Origin of the sequence: Dyadobacter beijingensis DSM 21582 (genome assembly GCF_000382205.1) — a bacterium.
In the GTDB taxonomy this organism is placed as follows: domain Bacteria; phylum Bacteroidota; class Bacteroidia; order Cytophagales; family Spirosomataceae; genus Dyadobacter; species Dyadobacter beijingensis.
Map to the genome: position 1 here is coordinate 1,421,047 of NZ_KB907787.1, position 15,351 is coordinate 1,436,397.

Genomic DNA, 15,351 nt, shown 5'->3' on the forward strand with positions numbered 1-15,351 from the left:
ATTAATACATTTGTGGCTTTCCATTACTACTATTCAGCGTTCTGAGTTCATGTCCAAAAAACGCATCTATTGGGTTCTGCAGATACTGGGCTGGACATTGTTGATCATGTTCGAATACATTCCCTATGCCCTGGAATACGGGTTCGAACTGGGGGAATTCTATACTGCACTGGCGAATATTCTGTTAGGCATTTGCCTTACCCACGTGTACCGGCTGGTTATTAGGCGGTGGAATTGGTCGTCGCTGCCGCTCCCCAGGCTAGCCTTGCGGGTGATCGGCTCCGTGCTATGGCTGGGGCTCATTATGGCGATGATCAACCAGCCGATGGACCGCGAGGTGCTGGAACACAACCTGCTCAACCAGCCGCTCGTTTTCTGGGGGTATTATGCCAACTGGTGCAAAAACCTGCTGGCGTGGATTTTGTCCTACACGGTTTATCATTATGTAGAACAAACCCGGCTCGCGAGTTACGAGAAGATCATGCTGAAAATGTCGATGCGGGAAGCGGAGGCTAAGGTGCTCCGTTCGCAGCTGAACCCGCATTTTACATTCAACGCATTGAACAGCATCCGCGCGCTGGTGTACGAAGATCCCAAAAGGGCGCAGCTCAGCATTACGCAGCTTTCGAATATATTGAGGAACTCACTCCTCGCCGACCGCCGCAAGACAGTCGACTTGCAGGAAGAGCTCCGAACCGTGGAGGATTACCTCGAACTCGAAAAAGTGCGGTACGAAGAGCGTCTTTGTTACAGCATTACCACCAATCCGCAGGCCATTTACTGGCAGGTGCCGCCGATGATGCTGCAGACTTTGGTCGAGAATGGCATCAAGCACGGGGTGGCAAAGCAAATGGGTGGTGGATTTATCGGGGTAAAATCGGAAATTGCCAATGAGCTGCTCGTGATCACGATCCATAACTCGGGTAATCTCGGCAATACCGAAGTGAATGCCGGCAACCTGGGTAACACCGAGTCGGGCGGGGTGGGGTTGAAAAACACGGCCGAGCGGCTGTCGATCCTGTACGGGAAGGCGGCCACATTCCGGATTTTCCAGGAAGAGGAAAACGTGGTATGTTCGGAAATCAGGATCCCGATGTTGTCCGAAGGAGTGATGATGGTAGGAGAGGGATCGGAGCAAGCAAACTAATGACCAATAATCAATATACTATCTAACAAAATTCCTAACTGACTCCATCCGCCATGAGGACCTTAATTGTTGATGATGAACGACTTGCACGCAATGAATTGAAGCGATTGCTGGAACCATACACTAAAATTGAAATAGTGGGAGAGGCCGCCAATGCCGAAGAGGCGTTGAAACTCATTGAAGAACAGCAACCGGAGCTGCTTTTCCTGGACATTCAGATGCCGGGCAAAAACGGTTTCGAACTGCTGTCGTCGATCGAAGGCAAGAGCCCGGAAGTGATTTTCACGACCGCATTCGACGAGTATGCGATCAAGGCATTCGAATTCAATGCATTGGATTACCTGCTCAAACCGATCGATACCGAGCGCCTCAAAGAAACCATCCATCGCATCGAGGAAAACCAAGCCCAACCCGAAGCTCCCTCGCATACGAACGAGCGCGCGGAGAAGGTCTTAGGAGAAAACGACCAGGTTTTTGTGAAGGACGGCGAGAAATGCTGGTTTGTCAAACTGGGTAAAATCCGCCTGTTCGAGTCGATGGGTAACTACGTCCGCCTGCATTTCGACGACCAGAAGCCGCTCGTGCTGAAATCCCTGAACAACCTCGAAGAAAGGCTCGATCCGAATACCTATTTCCGGGCCAACCGGAAGCACATTATCAACCTGCATTGGATCGAGAAGATCGAGCCGTGGTTCAGCGGCGGCTTGCTCGTGACCTTGCAGGGCGGCGACAAGATCGAGATTTCGCGTCGCCAGGCGATCCGTTTCAAGGAACTGATGAGCCTTTAATTTTTCCCTAGTTTTTAAATCAATTTGTATGGGATTGAAGCAAATGGCTGCCCTGGCGTTGGGCACTTTGCTCTTTTGGGCATGTAACCAGTCGTCTAAAAAGGAGAATGCAGCCGGTAGCCCGGATTTCCGGAAGGGTAAGATCACCAAGGAGGAATACGGAAGCTGCGATACGGCAAGTAACAAAGGCGTGACGGTGCACATAAATCTCTGGCAACCGACCGATTCCAGCGCCGTTGCGGCCAAAATCCGGCAGATACTGACGGATAAGACGATCAAGCGGTTGAATTCGTACGGCGATTCTGCCAGCATTGCGGCCCATCCCGAGGCTAGCCGGAGTGCCAAAGCTGCTTTCGATATTTTTGAAAAGAATTACAACGATTTCAAAAAAGAATTCCCCGACGCACCGGGTTGCTGGGAGGTGGATTTACAGGGCGATACGGTACTCACGACGTCGAAAATGCTTTTCTATCAGCTCGATCATTACGCATTTGTCGGTGGCGCGCATCCGAATTCTTTCACGTCTTTTCATGCATTCGATGCCAAAACAGGCGAGGAAGTGGAAATGAAGAGCTTCGTGCAAGATTCCGTTGCCTTGATGAACCTGGTGGAAACCAAGTTCCGCGAGCTGGAAAAGCTGACGCCCGAAGTGAACCTGGAAGATGCAGGCTACTTTCTGGCCGATCACAAGTTTTTCCTCCCGGCCAACTACGTTTTCACGCAGGACGGAATCCTTTTTTACTATAATCCATACGAAATCGCGGCATATGCCCGCGGCGCGATCGATTTTACCATCCCTTATGAAGAGCTGAAAGGCATTGTCAACCGGGACGCGGTGTTTTGATCACATTTCGCCCGCGTCTTTGAAACTGTAATAGCCTTCATCGGTAAAGATCATATGGTCCAGAATAGGCAGGTCGAGCAATTGGCCTGCCTCTTTAATTTGTGCCGTGATCAGCTTGTCGGCCAGGCTCGGTACCAGCTGCCCCGACGGGTGGTTATGCACCAGAATGAGCGAGCTGGCCATATGATCGAGGGCGAATTTGAATATCATTTTTACATCCATAGGCACGCCCGCAATCCCGCCCACGCCAACCTGTATGGCCCGCATGACGTAGTTGCCGCGGTTCAGGAGCAGGATCCAGAATTCTTCGTGCGTTTTGTCCATCAGGTAGGGGCGCATGGCTTCGTAGGCAGGCTTGGAACCGGTGATTTTCGGCTTTTTGACCGGTATAATGTCACTGCGGCGCCGGCCGAGTTCCAGTGCGGCAAGGACCGTCAGCGCCTTTGCCTCGCCGATTCCTTTGATTTTGGTCAGGTCCTTGACATTCAACTTGGCGAGCTCGTTGATATTGTTGCCCACCGAGGCCATGATGGATTTGGCAAGGTCGACGGCCGACATTTCCTTCGTGCCGGAATGGATAAGGATGGCCATCAGTTCGGAATCGGAGCAGGCTGCGCGGCCTTTGTTCATGAATTTTTCACGCGGTTGGTCGTCAGCGTGCCAGTTGACGATCACTTTCGGGTTGTCACTTTTCTTTCTGGGCATATACGGATGCATTTTAGGCTTGCATCCTTGATACGACAAGGACCGGGTTTGGTCACATTCGCTATTGACCGAGTTCCGTCAGTGCCGCACGGGCTTTGTTATCGATGCTGTTTTTGTATTCGTGCTTCTTAAAACTCATGGCCTTCCTGAAATAGGCGGCAGCTTTCTGATTATCAGCCTTTTTTTGATAGATATAGCCCATTTGCAACGCCGATGAAGCTGCAAAGCCCGCTGCGCCCGCATCGCTCTGCCCCAATGCGACCGAGCGTTCGTAAAATGGCATGCATTCATTCACACGAGCGGATTTTTGCAGAATTCTCGCCATTCGATAATTGTACTCAGCCTTTTCATAAGTTGTTTCAAAACTTTTTTCCGAAACCATTTTCATCAGCTCAAAAGCCCGCTGAAAGTTACCGCCGTCGGTGGCATAACGCGCCTTGTAAAGCACTTTCTGACTTGCATGAATGCTTCCGGCCGTGAACTCCTTCGCCATTCTCTCGGCAAATTGGTCGGCCTCCACGATGGTACTGCCCGTTTGCGTTACTTTTTGCATGTAACCCGCAGCTTCTTGGTCGCGCCCTGCCAGCCAGCGGCACATGAACATCTTGAAATAGCTGTCTTTGATGTAGTTAAACCCGCGGTACTGTTTCAAAAACCGGGCATAATGGCTGAATGACGCGTCATAGTCACCATCTTGCAAGGCAATCTCGCCGCGCAGGTAATCAAGGAACGGGAACGGCATGTATTCCTTGCCCGTGGGCGCCTCCGCGAGGAAGTGGGCCGCCTCGTCGCTTTTGTTTTCCTTCATTAAAACGGTCGTCGCGAAGAAATGCAGCAGCAGGTTATCGGGCTGCTCGGCGGGCCATTGGCGAATGCGCGTTTGCTGGGCGGGACTCAATTGCAGGGTGTAGGCGTGCAAAAGCAGGTCGATCAGCTCGGCTTCCTGCCGGAAAAACGGTTCTTCGTGCGCTACTTCCCGCAGCTCGCGAATGCCCTGTGCGATGTTGCCTCTGAGCCCCAGTATTTTGGCAATCCACGTGTAATTGTCCGGAATGGAACCGATGAGCACGTGCAGCAGGCCCAGCGATTTGAGGGTAGGGGTGAATGCGGGGAATTTTTTGCGGTTATCCTCCAACAGCCGGTAGGCTTTGATGATCTCCCAGGAGCCGCTCACCTCATTGCCGAATTTGAGCTTCGCAAATGCCGAATGCAGCCGGATATCGGCCTGGAACAACCGTTTGTAGGGCGATTTTTCAGAGAGTTTGCCGACATCGTCCAGCCGATTGTCCTCCTGCTGAACGAACGTTTTGTAGCGATTGCGGTCCTCGGCAATGAGCAGGTAATGCAGGTCGGCGTAGCTGTCGAGATAGGCGATAAGCGGATTACCGGGCATTGCGGTCCTTTCGTCGTCGATCAGCTCCCGGGCGGCGGGCAGTCTCAGCTTCTGGATTTCAAAATAGGCTTTTTGCAGTTTGGGAGAGAAAACGACGTCGGTTTGCTCTTCGGCCATAGTTACAGCCGGAGCGCCTGTGAAGGAGAGGAGCAATAATACGGGCAGCCATTTTACCGCATATTTTACCTTCCGATAGCTCCTTGTCATATGAATGCACATAAAAAAAGGTTGTCCGGGTAAGACAACCTTTCAATTTACTATTAAAAATCTTAGCGACGCTGGTGAACCGGCTGTACGCTTTCCACGTCGGCAAGGATACGTCCGCAGTGCTCGCATACGATCAGTTTCTTGCGTTCGCGGATATCCGCCTGGCGCTGAGGAGGAACGATGCTGAAACATCCGCCGCAGGCTCCGCGCTGTACATGCACGACGGCGAGGCCGTTCAGCGAGTTGTCGCGGATTTTCTGGTAGGATTTCAGTAAGCGTTCTTCGATTTTTTTGATGTGCTTCTCTCTTTCAGCGATCAATGCCTGTTCTTCGGCCTGGCTTTCCGAGGTGATAACCGAAAGTTCGTTTTTCTTCACTTTCAGGTCTTCGTTTCTTTCATTGAGGATAGATTCCGCACGATTGGCGTCTTCTTCGATGAGGCGGATACGCGCTCTGGCTTCGTTGATCTTCTTGTCGGCCAGTTGCATATCGAGTTCTTGCAATTCTATTTCTTTGGTGATGGCGTCGTATTCGCGGTTGTTGCGGACGTTCATCTGCTGATCTTTGTATTTTTTGATCAGCTTTTCCCCTTCTTTCTGCGCATTTTTGAAATTGTCGATCTCTGTGTTCAGGTTGGCAATTTCAGATTTAAATTTTCCTAAACGCGTTTCGAATCCGACAATCTCATCTTCCAGGTCCCTCACTTCTTCGGGAAGGTCCCCGCGGGTTTTTAGTATTTCGTCAAGGCTTGAATCGATTTCCTGAAGTTTCAGGAGAGCATCTAGTTTTTGTGCGATTGTGTTTTCCATGTATGTCTTTAATGGACTTGTTTCAATGCTTTAAATGTGAAGGTAGTCAGCCTTAATTTAACAGATTATCAGCAGAATTAGTTGTCAAAACCCGGCTTTCAGGAAAAATACCGGACCGGATTGGTACTGATTTCTGACAAACAGAGTGCGAAATTACTAAATTTTCCTGATATATAATCGTGCAACAAATTTTTCGTAAATACTTCGCTTTCATAATGGCCTATGTCACAGATCATAATGCGGCCCTCGGCGTCAAAAAATTCATGATACTTGTAATCGGCCGTTACAAACACGTCGGCACCCGCTGAAATGGCGTTGCGCAGCAAAAAACTGCCCGCGCCGCCGCAAACAGCCACGTGCCGGATTGGCTTATTTAACGGTTCGGTGTGCTTCACTATGGAAGCGTCCATCTGCCCCTTCAAATGCGAGAGAAATGCAGCAGCATCCATCGGCTCGGAGAGCTCGCCGATGGCCCCGGCGCCCACTTCCTGGTCCTCGTTTTCCAATGCCGACATATAATACGCCACTTCCTCGTACGGGTGCGCGCGCCGGAGCGTCTGTAACACCCGCGCTTCCAAGTGCGAAGGCAGCATTACTTCCACGCGGTGCTCCTTCACCGTTTCCAGCTGCCCGCGCGAACCTATTGCAGGATTGGCAGCATCGCCAGGCAGGAAAGTACCCAGGCCTTCTGTGCGGAAACTGCAATTCCGGTAATCGCCGATTTCGCCCGCACCGGCCTCGAATAATGCATTCAGCACCTCCTGCGTGTTTTCGACCGGGCAGAAGAAGGCCAGTTTCGTAAGGATTTGTTTTTTCGGCGCCAGGACCTTGATATTCCGAAGGCCCAGGCGTTTGGCGATCTGCCAGTTTACGCCGCCCGTGACGTGGTCGAGGTTGGTATGCGTGGCGTAAAGCGCGATGTCGTTTTTGATCGCCTTGATCACCGTCCGTTCCACGTAGTTTTTGCCATTCAGCTTTTTAAGGCCTTTGAAAATGATTGGGTGATGCGCGATAATGAGGTTGCATTGCCTGCGAATGGCCTCTTCCACGATGGCCTCGGTAATGTCGAGCGTGAAGAGGATGCCCGTAACCTCTGTATCCGGTGAGCCGACGAGCAGTCCGGCGTTGTCATAATCTTCCTGGTAGGGTAGTGGGGCGAGGTTTTCGAGTTCGGTTAATATTTCTTTGATGAAAGTCATAAATTTTTCTCCTGATTCAACTGTTTCATTTTCAGAATATTCTTGAATGAAGGGTTATTGATTTACAAATAAAATAACTAAATTGCTGTGTAAGGTATTGCAATCGTAAATTTTAGTGGTAGTTTTGCACCACGTTTTACAAAAACGATTGTGAAACGAATCGGTTTGGTAGTTCAGCTGGTTAGAATACATGCCTGTCACGCATGGGGTCGCGGGTTCGAGTCCCGTCCAGACCGCCGATTTTTGAAAGTGTTGAAGTTCTTTATTTAATGGTTTGGTAGTTCAGCTGGTTAGAATACATGCCTGTCACGCATGGGGTCGCGGGTTCGAGTCCCGTCCAGACCGCACAAAAGCCCGGAGAAATCCGGGCTTTTTGCATTTTAGGATCTTACATTAAAGTTCAGCTGGCTGGAATACATGTCCGCCCCGCGCAGGGTGTCACGCATGGGGTCGCGGGTTCGGGTCCCGCCGGATTTATGCCGGCAGCGTGATCGTGAATTCCGTTCCTTCTCCTTCCCTGGACTGTAAGTCAATCGTTCCGCCGAAAGCCTTGGTGATAATGTCGTAGCTCAGGGATAACCCGAGGCCCGTGCCTTGCCCGGTGGGTTTGGTGGTGAAAAACGGTTGAAACACCTTGTTTCGGATGCTTTCGGGAATCCCGTTGCCATTGTCGCCTATCCGTATCACTACTTTTCCATCCACCTTTTGGGTGCTGACGCGGACCGTCGGGACGTAGCCATTGCCGGTATCGGTTTTCTGCTTTTGGTGTACGGCATAGAATGCATTGTTGAGCAGATTCAGAATCACGCGGCCCATGTCCTGCGCCACGAGCAGGCATTTCCCCGTTTGCGGATCAAAATGCTCTTCGATGGTCGCGTCGAATGACTTGTCCCTCGCCCGCAGGCCGTGATAGCTCAGACGGACGTACTCCTCGGTCAGTGCATTGATATCGGTAAGTTCCTTCTGGCCGGTACTGGCGCGGCTGTGTTGCAGCATGCCTTTTACAATCGAATCGGCGCGCTTGCCGTGGAAGTTGATCCTCTCAAGATTGGCCGAAAGATCAGTCGCGATGGCCTTTACTTCATCCGTATCGCCCGAATCAAGCTCTTCCCGCATTTCTTCCAGGAGTTCGATACTGGTCTCGGAGAAGTTGTTGACGAAGTTGAGCGGGTTCTGGATCTCGTGGGCGATACCCGCCGTAAGCTCGCCGAGACTAGCCATTTTTTCGGACTGGATCAGCTGCGCCTGCGCGGAACGTAGCTCTATCAGCGCATCTTCCGCCTTTTTTCGCTCCGATTCGATTACGACATGCTGCTGTTGCAGTTCCTTGTAGGTATGGTTCAGCTTTGTCCGGTTCCGGTTCACGATCCACAATATCACGCCCAGCAACACGAGCCCCGCGAATGCCGAGAAGATCAGCCATTGCTGTTGCAGATTTTTACGGTTCAGTTCGTCTTCTTTTTTGGAAAATTCCAGTTTGGCATCGTAAACAATGGCAATGCGCTGGCTTTCCAGGTTGCGCAGGCTGTCGGAATACAGCTTGAATGCCTTGTAATGCAGCAGGCTATTCATGCCGTCGCCCGTTTTTTCATACACGGAAGACACAATTTCGTTGGCATCCCTCAGCAGCTGCGTATGCCCCATATTACGGGCCAGTTCGAGGGCTTCGAGCCCATTCCGCAGCGCGTCCTGCCATTTTCCCTGCCTCGCATACACACGTGCGAGACCAATCAGCGCTTTGCAGGAAGAGGTGCTGTAATTGTTTTGCTTCGCCAGCGTGGATGCCGTGCTGAAATACGCAGCAGCTTTATTGAGGCTATCCATCCGCAAATAGGTATTGCCGAGCGAATGCGCCACGATGGTTTGCATTTCGGGGTTGTTCTTGCGGTTGGCGAGGGTATTGGCGCGGTTAAGGTTCTGCAATGCCGCCGGCAAAGCGTTTTGTTCGATATTTACCTCCGCTATATTATTGTAGGCTAAAATAATCCCGATGGTATCGGCCATTTCCTGCGCTATCGCCAGCGTCTGATGATATGTCCGCTCGGATTCCCTGAATTTCCCCTGGTAAAAATGAATGATGGCAATGTTGTTCAGCACGCTGGCCATCACGAATCGGTTGCCGTTTTCCCTGGCCGCCTGCAATGCGCCGTAAAACTCGTTCAGCGAGGCAGCGTAGTTGCCCTGGTTCATGTACACGAGGCCGATGTTATTGCGAATGCCGGGAATGGCGCTCTTGTCGCCGGTAGCCTCCGCGTTTTCATAACTTTTCCGGTACCAGGCCAATGCATTGGCATAATCCCCCTTGGTGAGATAAGCGGTGCCGGTGATTTTCAGGGCATTGGTTTCGCCTTTGCTGTGCCCGGTGAGCTGGCAGTCGGCGATATTGGCTTGTGTGAGTTGCAGGGCGCTATCGGGGTAGCTGTCGGCGTACAGGAACGCGATCTGGTTGATCACATTCAGATAGGCGGTGTCGCTGTGAAAATCAGCCTTTTTTTGAAGGCGTAACCGCTCTTCTTTCAGGTGCCGGAGATCGGTAGTCTGCGCGAAGACGAGGGGGACAGACCAGCTCCACAGGAAAGCGGTAAGCAGGAGTATCTTGGACATTTTTTCCATGATAACGAACGGGGCTGATATGAAGAGGAGGTAACAGCTTGCTTTACAAGGACTTGCTGCGTATATAGTAATGCAAGGCGCTTGGTTGATTTCAAAATAAAAGCTTAACTTGTGGTAAATCAACCAGATACCATGTCACAATTTACAAACAAAATCAAAAAGTGCGGTGCCCTCCCCGCCATGCTGTTTGCTGCCTGGATGCTCGTTTCTTGCGGTAATGCCCAGAAAACCGAAGCGACCGAAGCCGTTCCCGCCACCGACACGACCGAACAAGCGCTCGATACGCTAACGATGCCGGATAGTTTGCCTGTCATCGACAGTGCAGCCAAGATCCGTCCGGAGCCGCGCACAACCCGATGAAGCGCTCGGATTCTCCTGTTTCGCCGGGCTGGTTTCACAACATTACCGGACCGGCGATGCTTTTCCTGTGGCTGCTCCTGGCGGGGTTCGAGTCGTCGGGTCAGGCGTATTTTTATTTCGAAAACAGGATCGGTTATCCCAACGATTCGGTGGTTAGCTACTATACCTTTCTGACATTATATAATAACGGCAGCGGCATCGCGCGCACGCGGTTCAAAGACCCGGTTTCGGGCGAGAACCGTTTGTTCGAAACTGCATTGCTCGATTCGGCCGGTACCGACCCCACGAAGCGGCGCTTTCTCGTGCAGCGCGGCGAAGTTTTGCCCATCGAAGGCACGCCAGGCCGGCTTTACGTCCCGCCGAAATATGTATTTGAAAAATACGAAGAGGCTGGCGAAACCTATTTCAAACCGGCAGCCTGGGCGTACCAGTGGCCGGACGGAAGCTGGCATTACTCAGAAATGCTCGTGAATGCGCAGAAAACAAGGGCAGATTTACAGCGCGATGCGGATCTGGTCACATTCTTTTTTAGTGCCGGAGACCTTTTTTACCAAAGCCTCTTCCTGATGCGGAGCGGTTCGCCAAACCAGCGAAAGGAAAAATTGCACCTGATCGCCGTCGCGAACACGCGGGACACGACACTGGGAAGCAGCACCCGCCGCGACCTCGACAATATCGTCGGGATGTTTACCCGCATTGCCAACGGCCTGGATATGGAAATCCGGGTCCGGAAAATCGCGGATGCCGACTTTACAAAAACAGCGGTTGAAATAGCCATTGCCCAGTTGCAGCCTGCCCCGTCCGACATTGTGGTGTTCTATTACAGCGGTCACGGTTTCAGGTATTCCAATGATGCGAGCCTATACCCGCGCATGTCATTCCGTACACAGCCTTTCGCCGATCTGGCGAAAAACAATATGAGCGTCGAGGGCGTGTACAAGGCATTGCTTCGGAAAAAAGCAAAGGTAACCCTTGTACTGAGCGATTGTTGTAATGAAGACATCGGCTCGCCGGTGCCGATGGTCGAGGAATTCCTGCGCGTAAAAGCGCCGCCGGGCCGGCCGCCATTGAATATTTCCCTTTGCAAAAAATTGTTCTTTCCGGAAAAGCCGGTAGGCATTATTATAGGATCGGCGGATAAGAACCAGCTGGCGGTATGTACGGACAAGCTGGGCGGGTATTTCACCAATGCGTTCAAGGTGGAGCTCGAAAAACGGCTATTTGAACTGTCCCCTGCCGACATTACCTGGCGCACGATCCTGGCGGCCAGCCGTCAACAGGCATTCGAGCTCTCGCTGGGAGCGGATTGCAACCGGAACGAACGCGGCGCAGACGCGAAGGTCCAGCCTTGCGTGCAGAAAGCCCGGTTTGTGGTGAGTCAATGACGTGAATCGGGGATGCGGTAATCGAGGGCGTTGTAATAGCCTTGTGGAGAGACATAGTCCCGCGATTGCAATTGCTCCGCGTAATCTTTTTGCAGCCGTTCCCACTGAGGCAATGTACGCAATGCATTCCATGCGGGGTCGGCGGCCAGCAGGAAACCAAAGTTGAAGCCTGTTTGCAGTGCTTTCGTTAATGCATTGAATGCCTGAGTATTCTGTTTCAAAAGCGCATTGAGCCTGGCGATGGTGTAGTAGCGGCAAACCGTAGCTTCCCTGGTGCTGTCATTGAGCATATCCTCACTGCCCGGCGCGGGGATCGTGCGCAGGTATGAAAGCGCCTGTGCGTACCGGCCCGCGAGCGAGTGGGTTTTGGCATTCAGCAAGGCAATATCCGGTTTTGGGATGCCGGCTATCCGGTCCGGGGCACTGGTGATCTTCGCCGATGCTGCTGGTGAGCCGCTTAGCAGGTTGCATTCCGCCAGGACCATATTCTGGGCCGGGGTGGTCAGTTTTTGTTGGTAAAGAATGCTGAGCTGCGCTACGGCCAGGGGATATTCGTGTACGGCGAGGGCATATGCGACGATTTTGTTGCGAAGAGCAGGATTGGGCGCTCGCAAGGCGCTCAATGCGCGGAAGCTCTTCAATGCTACCGGTGCATTTCCCATCCAGCTGTTCAGATCGGCGATGGCTTCTAGTGTTAGCGGGTCGGGGAGGAGATCGCCGGAGAGCTTCACGGACATTTCCAGGCTTTCCAATGCTTCTTTCAGCGGGTCGTATTTGGGTGTTGGAATGTGAAGCTGTTCCTGTGTTCCGGGCAATGTAACGGATGCGGCCAGGCCGGTTTCGGTTTCGTCGGCCGTCATGAAAGGGTATGCAAACTGGTTAATGCTTTCGTATACCGGCTTGAACTGGCTGACCGGTATTTGCTGAAATGCGAGCCGGAGCCGATCGTACAAAAACAGTCCGGCTTTGCGGTGCCAGTCCGTGTCGCGGGCGAAACGCCGGAGCATTTGCTGGTAAAATGCGCGGGTTTGCGCTTCGGCGAGGCGATTGATGGCAACCCGGTAGTAGTTGATGCTGTTGCCCGACATTCGCTGAAATGGCCCCGAAACAGTCGCCGCGCTCCTGGCATTACCAGCTTCCCGGTCTTGCTTCACTTGTTCCAGGTACACTTTTTCAGCTATTTCGTAATTGCCGGCTTTCTCGTACAGGCTGCCCAATTTGATGTAACCTCCCATCACAACGGGGTTTTCGTAATGGCCCAGAAGCGTTTCCGGGTCGCCGTATTTCCCTTCCGCAAGCATTTGCCGGAACTGGTCCGCAGGAATATCGGGCGAAACGTCAAAGCCCTTGAAAATGGCCTGGTCGCGTTGCCGCTGGTTTTCGATGCGGGTAATCAATGTGTATTGCGTGATGGCTTCCGTCGATTTTCCGAGGTTTTCGTAAATGCTGCCGAGGTAATAATGGTCTTCCAATGCGTCGTATTGGTAAGCGATCTGCACAACCGTTGCCGAACTATCGATGCGGATGCCGGAATTCGGGCCGTTTCTGAGCGAGGCGATCAATGCTGAATCGGACTGATAGTCATGCGCTGCATGGGCGAAGAATGGCTCTGCTTCCTGCCATTGCCGGTTTTCATAAAATATTTTGCCTATGTAATGATAGGCCAGGTACTTGCCGGCACTCAATTCGTTTAGCAGCGACTTTAACCTGCTTAATGCCAGTTCCGGCTTCGCGCGCATGAGCCCCAGCGTGTGAATGAGGCGCACGAAAGGCGGCTGAGCAGGCGAAATGGAATCGTCCGGCGAGGCGGGAGCTAGATTGTTTTGTGCCAAAAAAGACGGCAGGCCGCCAAGTTCGATGCCGTATTCAAAACTTTGGTCATTGACAGCGAAATCCTTCCTGCGCATCTGCGCCGCGGCCAGGAACCAGTCGGCATCGCGGTATTTTCCGGTCCTGGTGTAAAGCTCGCCGAGTTTTTGAAATGGCAGGAAATGAACATTGTTTCTGGCGATCGCTTTGCGGAAATAGCCTTCTGCTGCCAGCAAGTCGCCTTGTTTCAGCATCACCATTCCCGCATTCGTATACGTGTACGCGAGGTCGTTTTGAAGTGAATCCGCTTTGGCAATGGCGGTCTTCGCTTTTTTAAGATTGCCTGCGGCCAGGTTCAGGCGGATTTGATTGCTCCACGGAATGGCCCAGGCAGGCGAGAGTTCCTTCGCTATTTCGAACTGCCGGTCGGCCTGCGCATATTGCCTGCTGCGCAGGTAGAGGTTGCCCATTTCATTGTAAATAAATGCCGCATAAGGTTCCAGTTTCAACGCCTGGCGCTGGTAGCGGAATGCTCGGGCGAGGAGTTTGAGGCCATTAGCGGAAGTGGCCATTTCCAGCCGGGCGGTCAGGCCGGTGAGATAGGCTTCCTGCACGTGCAGCAGCGGCAGCAGGTAATGTTCTGGCGGGGTCAATCCGATGGCGATTTGCAGCATTTGCACAAAAGCACCGTACTGCCGGTTGCCCGCATAGTAATATTGCCTTCTTTCCAGCTCGGCCTCGTCGCCTTCCAGGTAAGCATTTACCATATCCTGCGCCTGGCCGTGGACCATTTGTACAAAGCGTTCATTGAAATTGTTAACGGACGCATTGCTTTGGGCCAGTTGGTTTTTGAGTAAAATCAGCGTGTCGGAGTTCGCGAAAACATGATTTTCCCGGTTTTCGGGATCCGCATTTGCCAGGGAATCCATTTTTGCCTGGTAGGAGAGGCAATCATCGACCAGTTTTAATGGAAATGCTTCCTTTCTGACGGATGCATAGCGAGAAAAACGAAGCCTGCTTTCAATAGCTTTTGTTTTGATTAACCTGAAAAAATAATCGACAGGCTGTATGCCCACGGGTTTGAATGCGTCCAAAACCTTCCGGAAATGGCTGCTAGCGTCGCTGCCGGAGTCGGGGGACTGCGCCATTTCGCTGGAAGTCGCCTTAACGAATGCCAAAGTCTGGTAAGGGTTGCCGTCCAGCGAGGGATGCTGCCTGTGCGCATTGCGGATCAGGGCTCTGTCGGTGGCGAATACGGAATCCAGGTAGGTTTGCAGTTCGCGCAGCTGGATCGTGTCGTTCCGGTTGCGGTCTGCCGGGCCATTCAGGCCTTTGAGCAGGTAATAGGAAAATGCGCCGCGCCCGCCGCCCCAATCGAGGCCCTCGGCAGCTTTTTCGTCGACTCCGCATGCGGCCAGCCTTACTTCGTTGTTCAATATTAATTTCAGCTGGCTCGCCACGAGTTGTTTGCCTTTGTAATAATCCCCGGCGAGCTTGCCGGTATGGCAAGCGTCGGTGACGAGGACAACGGTTGCATTGGCGGCGGTGGAAAGGTGGTTGGCGACTTTGTTGATGTCTTCAATGCGGATGGCGTTGTTGCGGTAGTTGGTCGCGGGCGAATTATGGGCGAGCAGGTACCCGAGGCTGAAACTGTTTTGCGTTTCCACATCCCCGTGCCCCGAAAAATAAAAGTAGGCTTTGTCGTTTTTCCGGCAGCGTTCCTGGAGCCAGTTCAGCGCATCGTAAATGGCGGCAATGGTAGCGTCTTCATTGAGGAGGAGTTTGATATTTTCTTTAGGTACGTTGCCGCCTGCGGAGGAGCGAAGGTGGGCGGCGAAGAGCGTCGCGTCTTTATCGGCAAATTGTAGCTGGGGTAAACTCGCTTGCTGGTAATGAGAAATACCGATAACGACGGCATAGGTACGGGTGGAATCTCCCTGCGCATACAGCGTATGAGCACCCGCAATCCATACCAGACATAGCGAAATCAGTATTTTTGAAAAGCTCATAAATGCCCATAAAAAAACACGCAGGTTTCAAAATGAACCCGCGTGTCAAATTACACTTCATCAACAAACTAAAAACCAAATAA

11 protein-coding genes and 3 tRNA genes are annotated in these 15,351 nt (G+C 52.2%); 8 read left to right on the plus strand and 6 right to left on the minus strand.

The window, feature by feature from the left end:
- Positions 1-49: 49 nt before the first annotated feature.
- From H144_RS0113125 to H144_RS0113135, 3 genes are read left to right on the plus strand one after another with little or no spacing between them, the layout of a single operon-like run.
- Positions 50-1,147 (plus strand): sensor histidine kinase, encoded by a 1,098-nt coding sequence (locus H144_RS0113125; RefSeq protein ID WP_019942533.1) that lies wholly within the window; start codon positions 50-52, stop codon positions 1,145-1,147.
- 53 nt (positions 1,148-1,200) lie between these two features.
- Complete coding sequence (locus H144_RS0113130; RefSeq protein ID WP_026350667.1) at positions 1,201-1,935, plus strand: LytR/AlgR family response regulator transcription factor; 735 nt, start codon at positions 1,201-1,203, stop codon at positions 1,933-1,935.
- A gap of 28 nt (positions 1,936-1,963) precedes the next feature.
- Positions 1,964-2,779, plus strand: a complete 816-nt coding sequence (locus H144_RS0113135) for a PdaC/RsiV family protein (RefSeq protein WP_019942535.1) — start codon at positions 1,964-1,966, stop codon at positions 2,777-2,779.
- On the opposite strand, the gene radC is transcribed toward H144_RS0113135, so the two are convergent.
- From radC to H144_RS0113155, 4 genes are all read right to left on the minus strand, one after another.
- Positions 2,780-3,484 (minus strand): RadC family protein, encoded by a 705-nt coding sequence (gene radC / locus H144_RS0113140; protein WP_026350668.1) that lies wholly within the window; start codon positions 3,482-3,484, stop codon positions 2,780-2,782.
- Positions 3,485-3,545: 61 nt separating this feature from the next.
- Complete coding sequence (locus H144_RS0113145) at positions 3,546-5,084, minus strand: tetratricopeptide repeat protein (RefSeq protein ID WP_026350669.1); 1,539 nt, start codon at positions 5,082-5,084, stop codon at positions 3,546-3,548.
- A 62-nt stretch (positions 5,085-5,146) separates the two neighbouring features.
- Positions 5,147-5,893 (minus strand): zinc ribbon domain-containing protein, encoded by a 747-nt coding sequence (locus H144_RS0113150; protein ID WP_019942538.1) that lies wholly within the window; start codon positions 5,891-5,893, stop codon positions 5,147-5,149.
- Positions 5,894-5,991: 98 nt separating this feature from the next.
- Positions 5,992-7,092, minus strand: coding sequence for a Nif3-like dinuclear metal center hexameric protein (locus H144_RS0113155; RefSeq protein ID WP_019942539.1), 1,101 nt, complete (start codon positions 7,090-7,092; stop codon positions 5,992-5,994).
- Between the two features lie 162 nt (positions 7,093-7,254).
- Between H144_RS0113155 and H144_RS0113160 the strand changes: the two genes are divergently transcribed.
- From H144_RS0113160 to H144_RS34285, 3 genes are all read left to right on the plus strand, one after another.
- A tRNA-Asp gene (locus H144_RS0113160) sits at positions 7,255-7,328 on the plus strand.
- Between the two features lie 35 nt (positions 7,329-7,363).
- Positions 7,364-7,437: transfer RNA gene (locus tag H144_RS0113165), tRNA-Asp, on the plus strand.
- A gap of 50 nt (positions 7,438-7,487) precedes the next feature.
- Positions 7,488-7,569 (plus strand) — tRNA-OTHER (locus H144_RS34285).
- On the opposite strand, the gene H144_RS33260 is transcribed toward H144_RS34285, so the two are convergent.
- A complete protein-coding gene (locus H144_RS33260) occupies positions 7,567-9,696 on the minus strand; it encodes a tetratricopeptide repeat-containing sensor histidine kinase (protein WP_169409386.1) in 2,130 nt (709 codons plus the stop codon). The two genes, H144_RS34285 and H144_RS33260, sit on opposite strands and share 3 nt — an antisense overlap.
- A 141-nt stretch (positions 9,697-9,837) precedes the next feature.
- On the opposite strand from H144_RS33260, the gene H144_RS0113175 reads away from it, so the two are divergent.
- Positions 9,838-10,065, plus strand: coding sequence for a hypothetical protein (locus H144_RS0113175; protein WP_026350670.1), 228 nt, complete (start codon positions 9,838-9,840; stop codon positions 10,063-10,065).
- Positions 10,062-11,450: a caspase family protein gene (locus H144_RS0113180; protein WP_019942542.1), complete on the plus strand. Its 1,389-nt coding sequence runs from the start codon at positions 10,062-10,064 to the stop codon at positions 11,448-11,450. The genes H144_RS0113175 and H144_RS0113180 overlap by 4 nt, the downstream gene beginning before the upstream one ends.
- Here H144_RS0113180 and H144_RS0113185 read toward each other — a convergent pair.
- Positions 11,444-15,268 (minus strand): caspase family protein, encoded by a 3,825-nt coding sequence (locus H144_RS0113185; protein ID WP_019942543.1) that lies wholly within the window; start codon positions 15,266-15,268, stop codon positions 11,444-11,446. The two genes, H144_RS0113180 and H144_RS0113185, sit on opposite strands and share 7 nt — an antisense overlap.
- Positions 15,269-15,351 lie beyond the last annotated feature (83 nt).

Excerpts from the sequence above, each read along its gene's own strand:
- H144_RS0113125 (WP_019942533.1), top strand. The coding sequence starts at position 50 with ATGTCCAAAAAACGCATCTATTGGGTTCTGCAGATACTGGGCTGGACA.
- H144_RS0113130 (WP_026350667.1), top strand. The coding sequence starts at position 1,201 with ATGAGGACCTTAATTGTTGATGATGAACGACTTGCACGCAATGAATTG.
- H144_RS0113135 (WP_019942535.1), top strand. The coding sequence starts at position 1,964 with ATGGGATTGAAGCAAATGGCTGCCCTGGCGTTGGGCACTTTGCTCTTT.
- radC (WP_026350668.1), bottom strand. The coding sequence starts at position 3,484 with ATGCCCAGAAAGAAAAGTGACAACCCGAAAGTGATCGTCAACTGGCAC.
- H144_RS0113145 (WP_026350669.1), bottom strand. The coding sequence starts at position 5,084 with ATGACAAGGAGCTATCGGAAGGTAAAATATGCGGTAAAATGGCTGCCC.
- H144_RS0113150 (WP_019942538.1), bottom strand. The coding sequence starts at position 5,893 with ATGGAAAACACAATCGCACAAAAACTAGATGCTCTCCTGAAACTTCAG.
- H144_RS0113155 (WP_019942539.1), bottom strand. The coding sequence starts at position 7,092 with ATGACTTTCATCAAAGAAATATTAACCGAACTCGAAAACCTCGCCCCA.
- H144_RS33260 (WP_169409386.1), bottom strand. The coding sequence starts at position 9,696 with ATGTCCAAGATACTCCTGCTTACCGCTTTCCTGTGGAGCTGGTCTGTC.
- H144_RS0113175 (WP_026350670.1), top strand. The coding sequence starts at position 9,838 with ATGTCACAATTTACAAACAAAATCAAAAAGTGCGGTGCCCTCCCCGCC.
- H144_RS0113180 (WP_019942542.1), top strand. The coding sequence starts at position 10,062 with ATGAAGCGCTCGGATTCTCCTGTTTCGCCGGGCTGGTTTCACAACATT.
- H144_RS0113185 (WP_019942543.1), bottom strand. The coding sequence starts at position 15,268 with ATGAGCTTTTCAAAAATACTGATTTCGCTATGTCTGGTATGGATTGCG.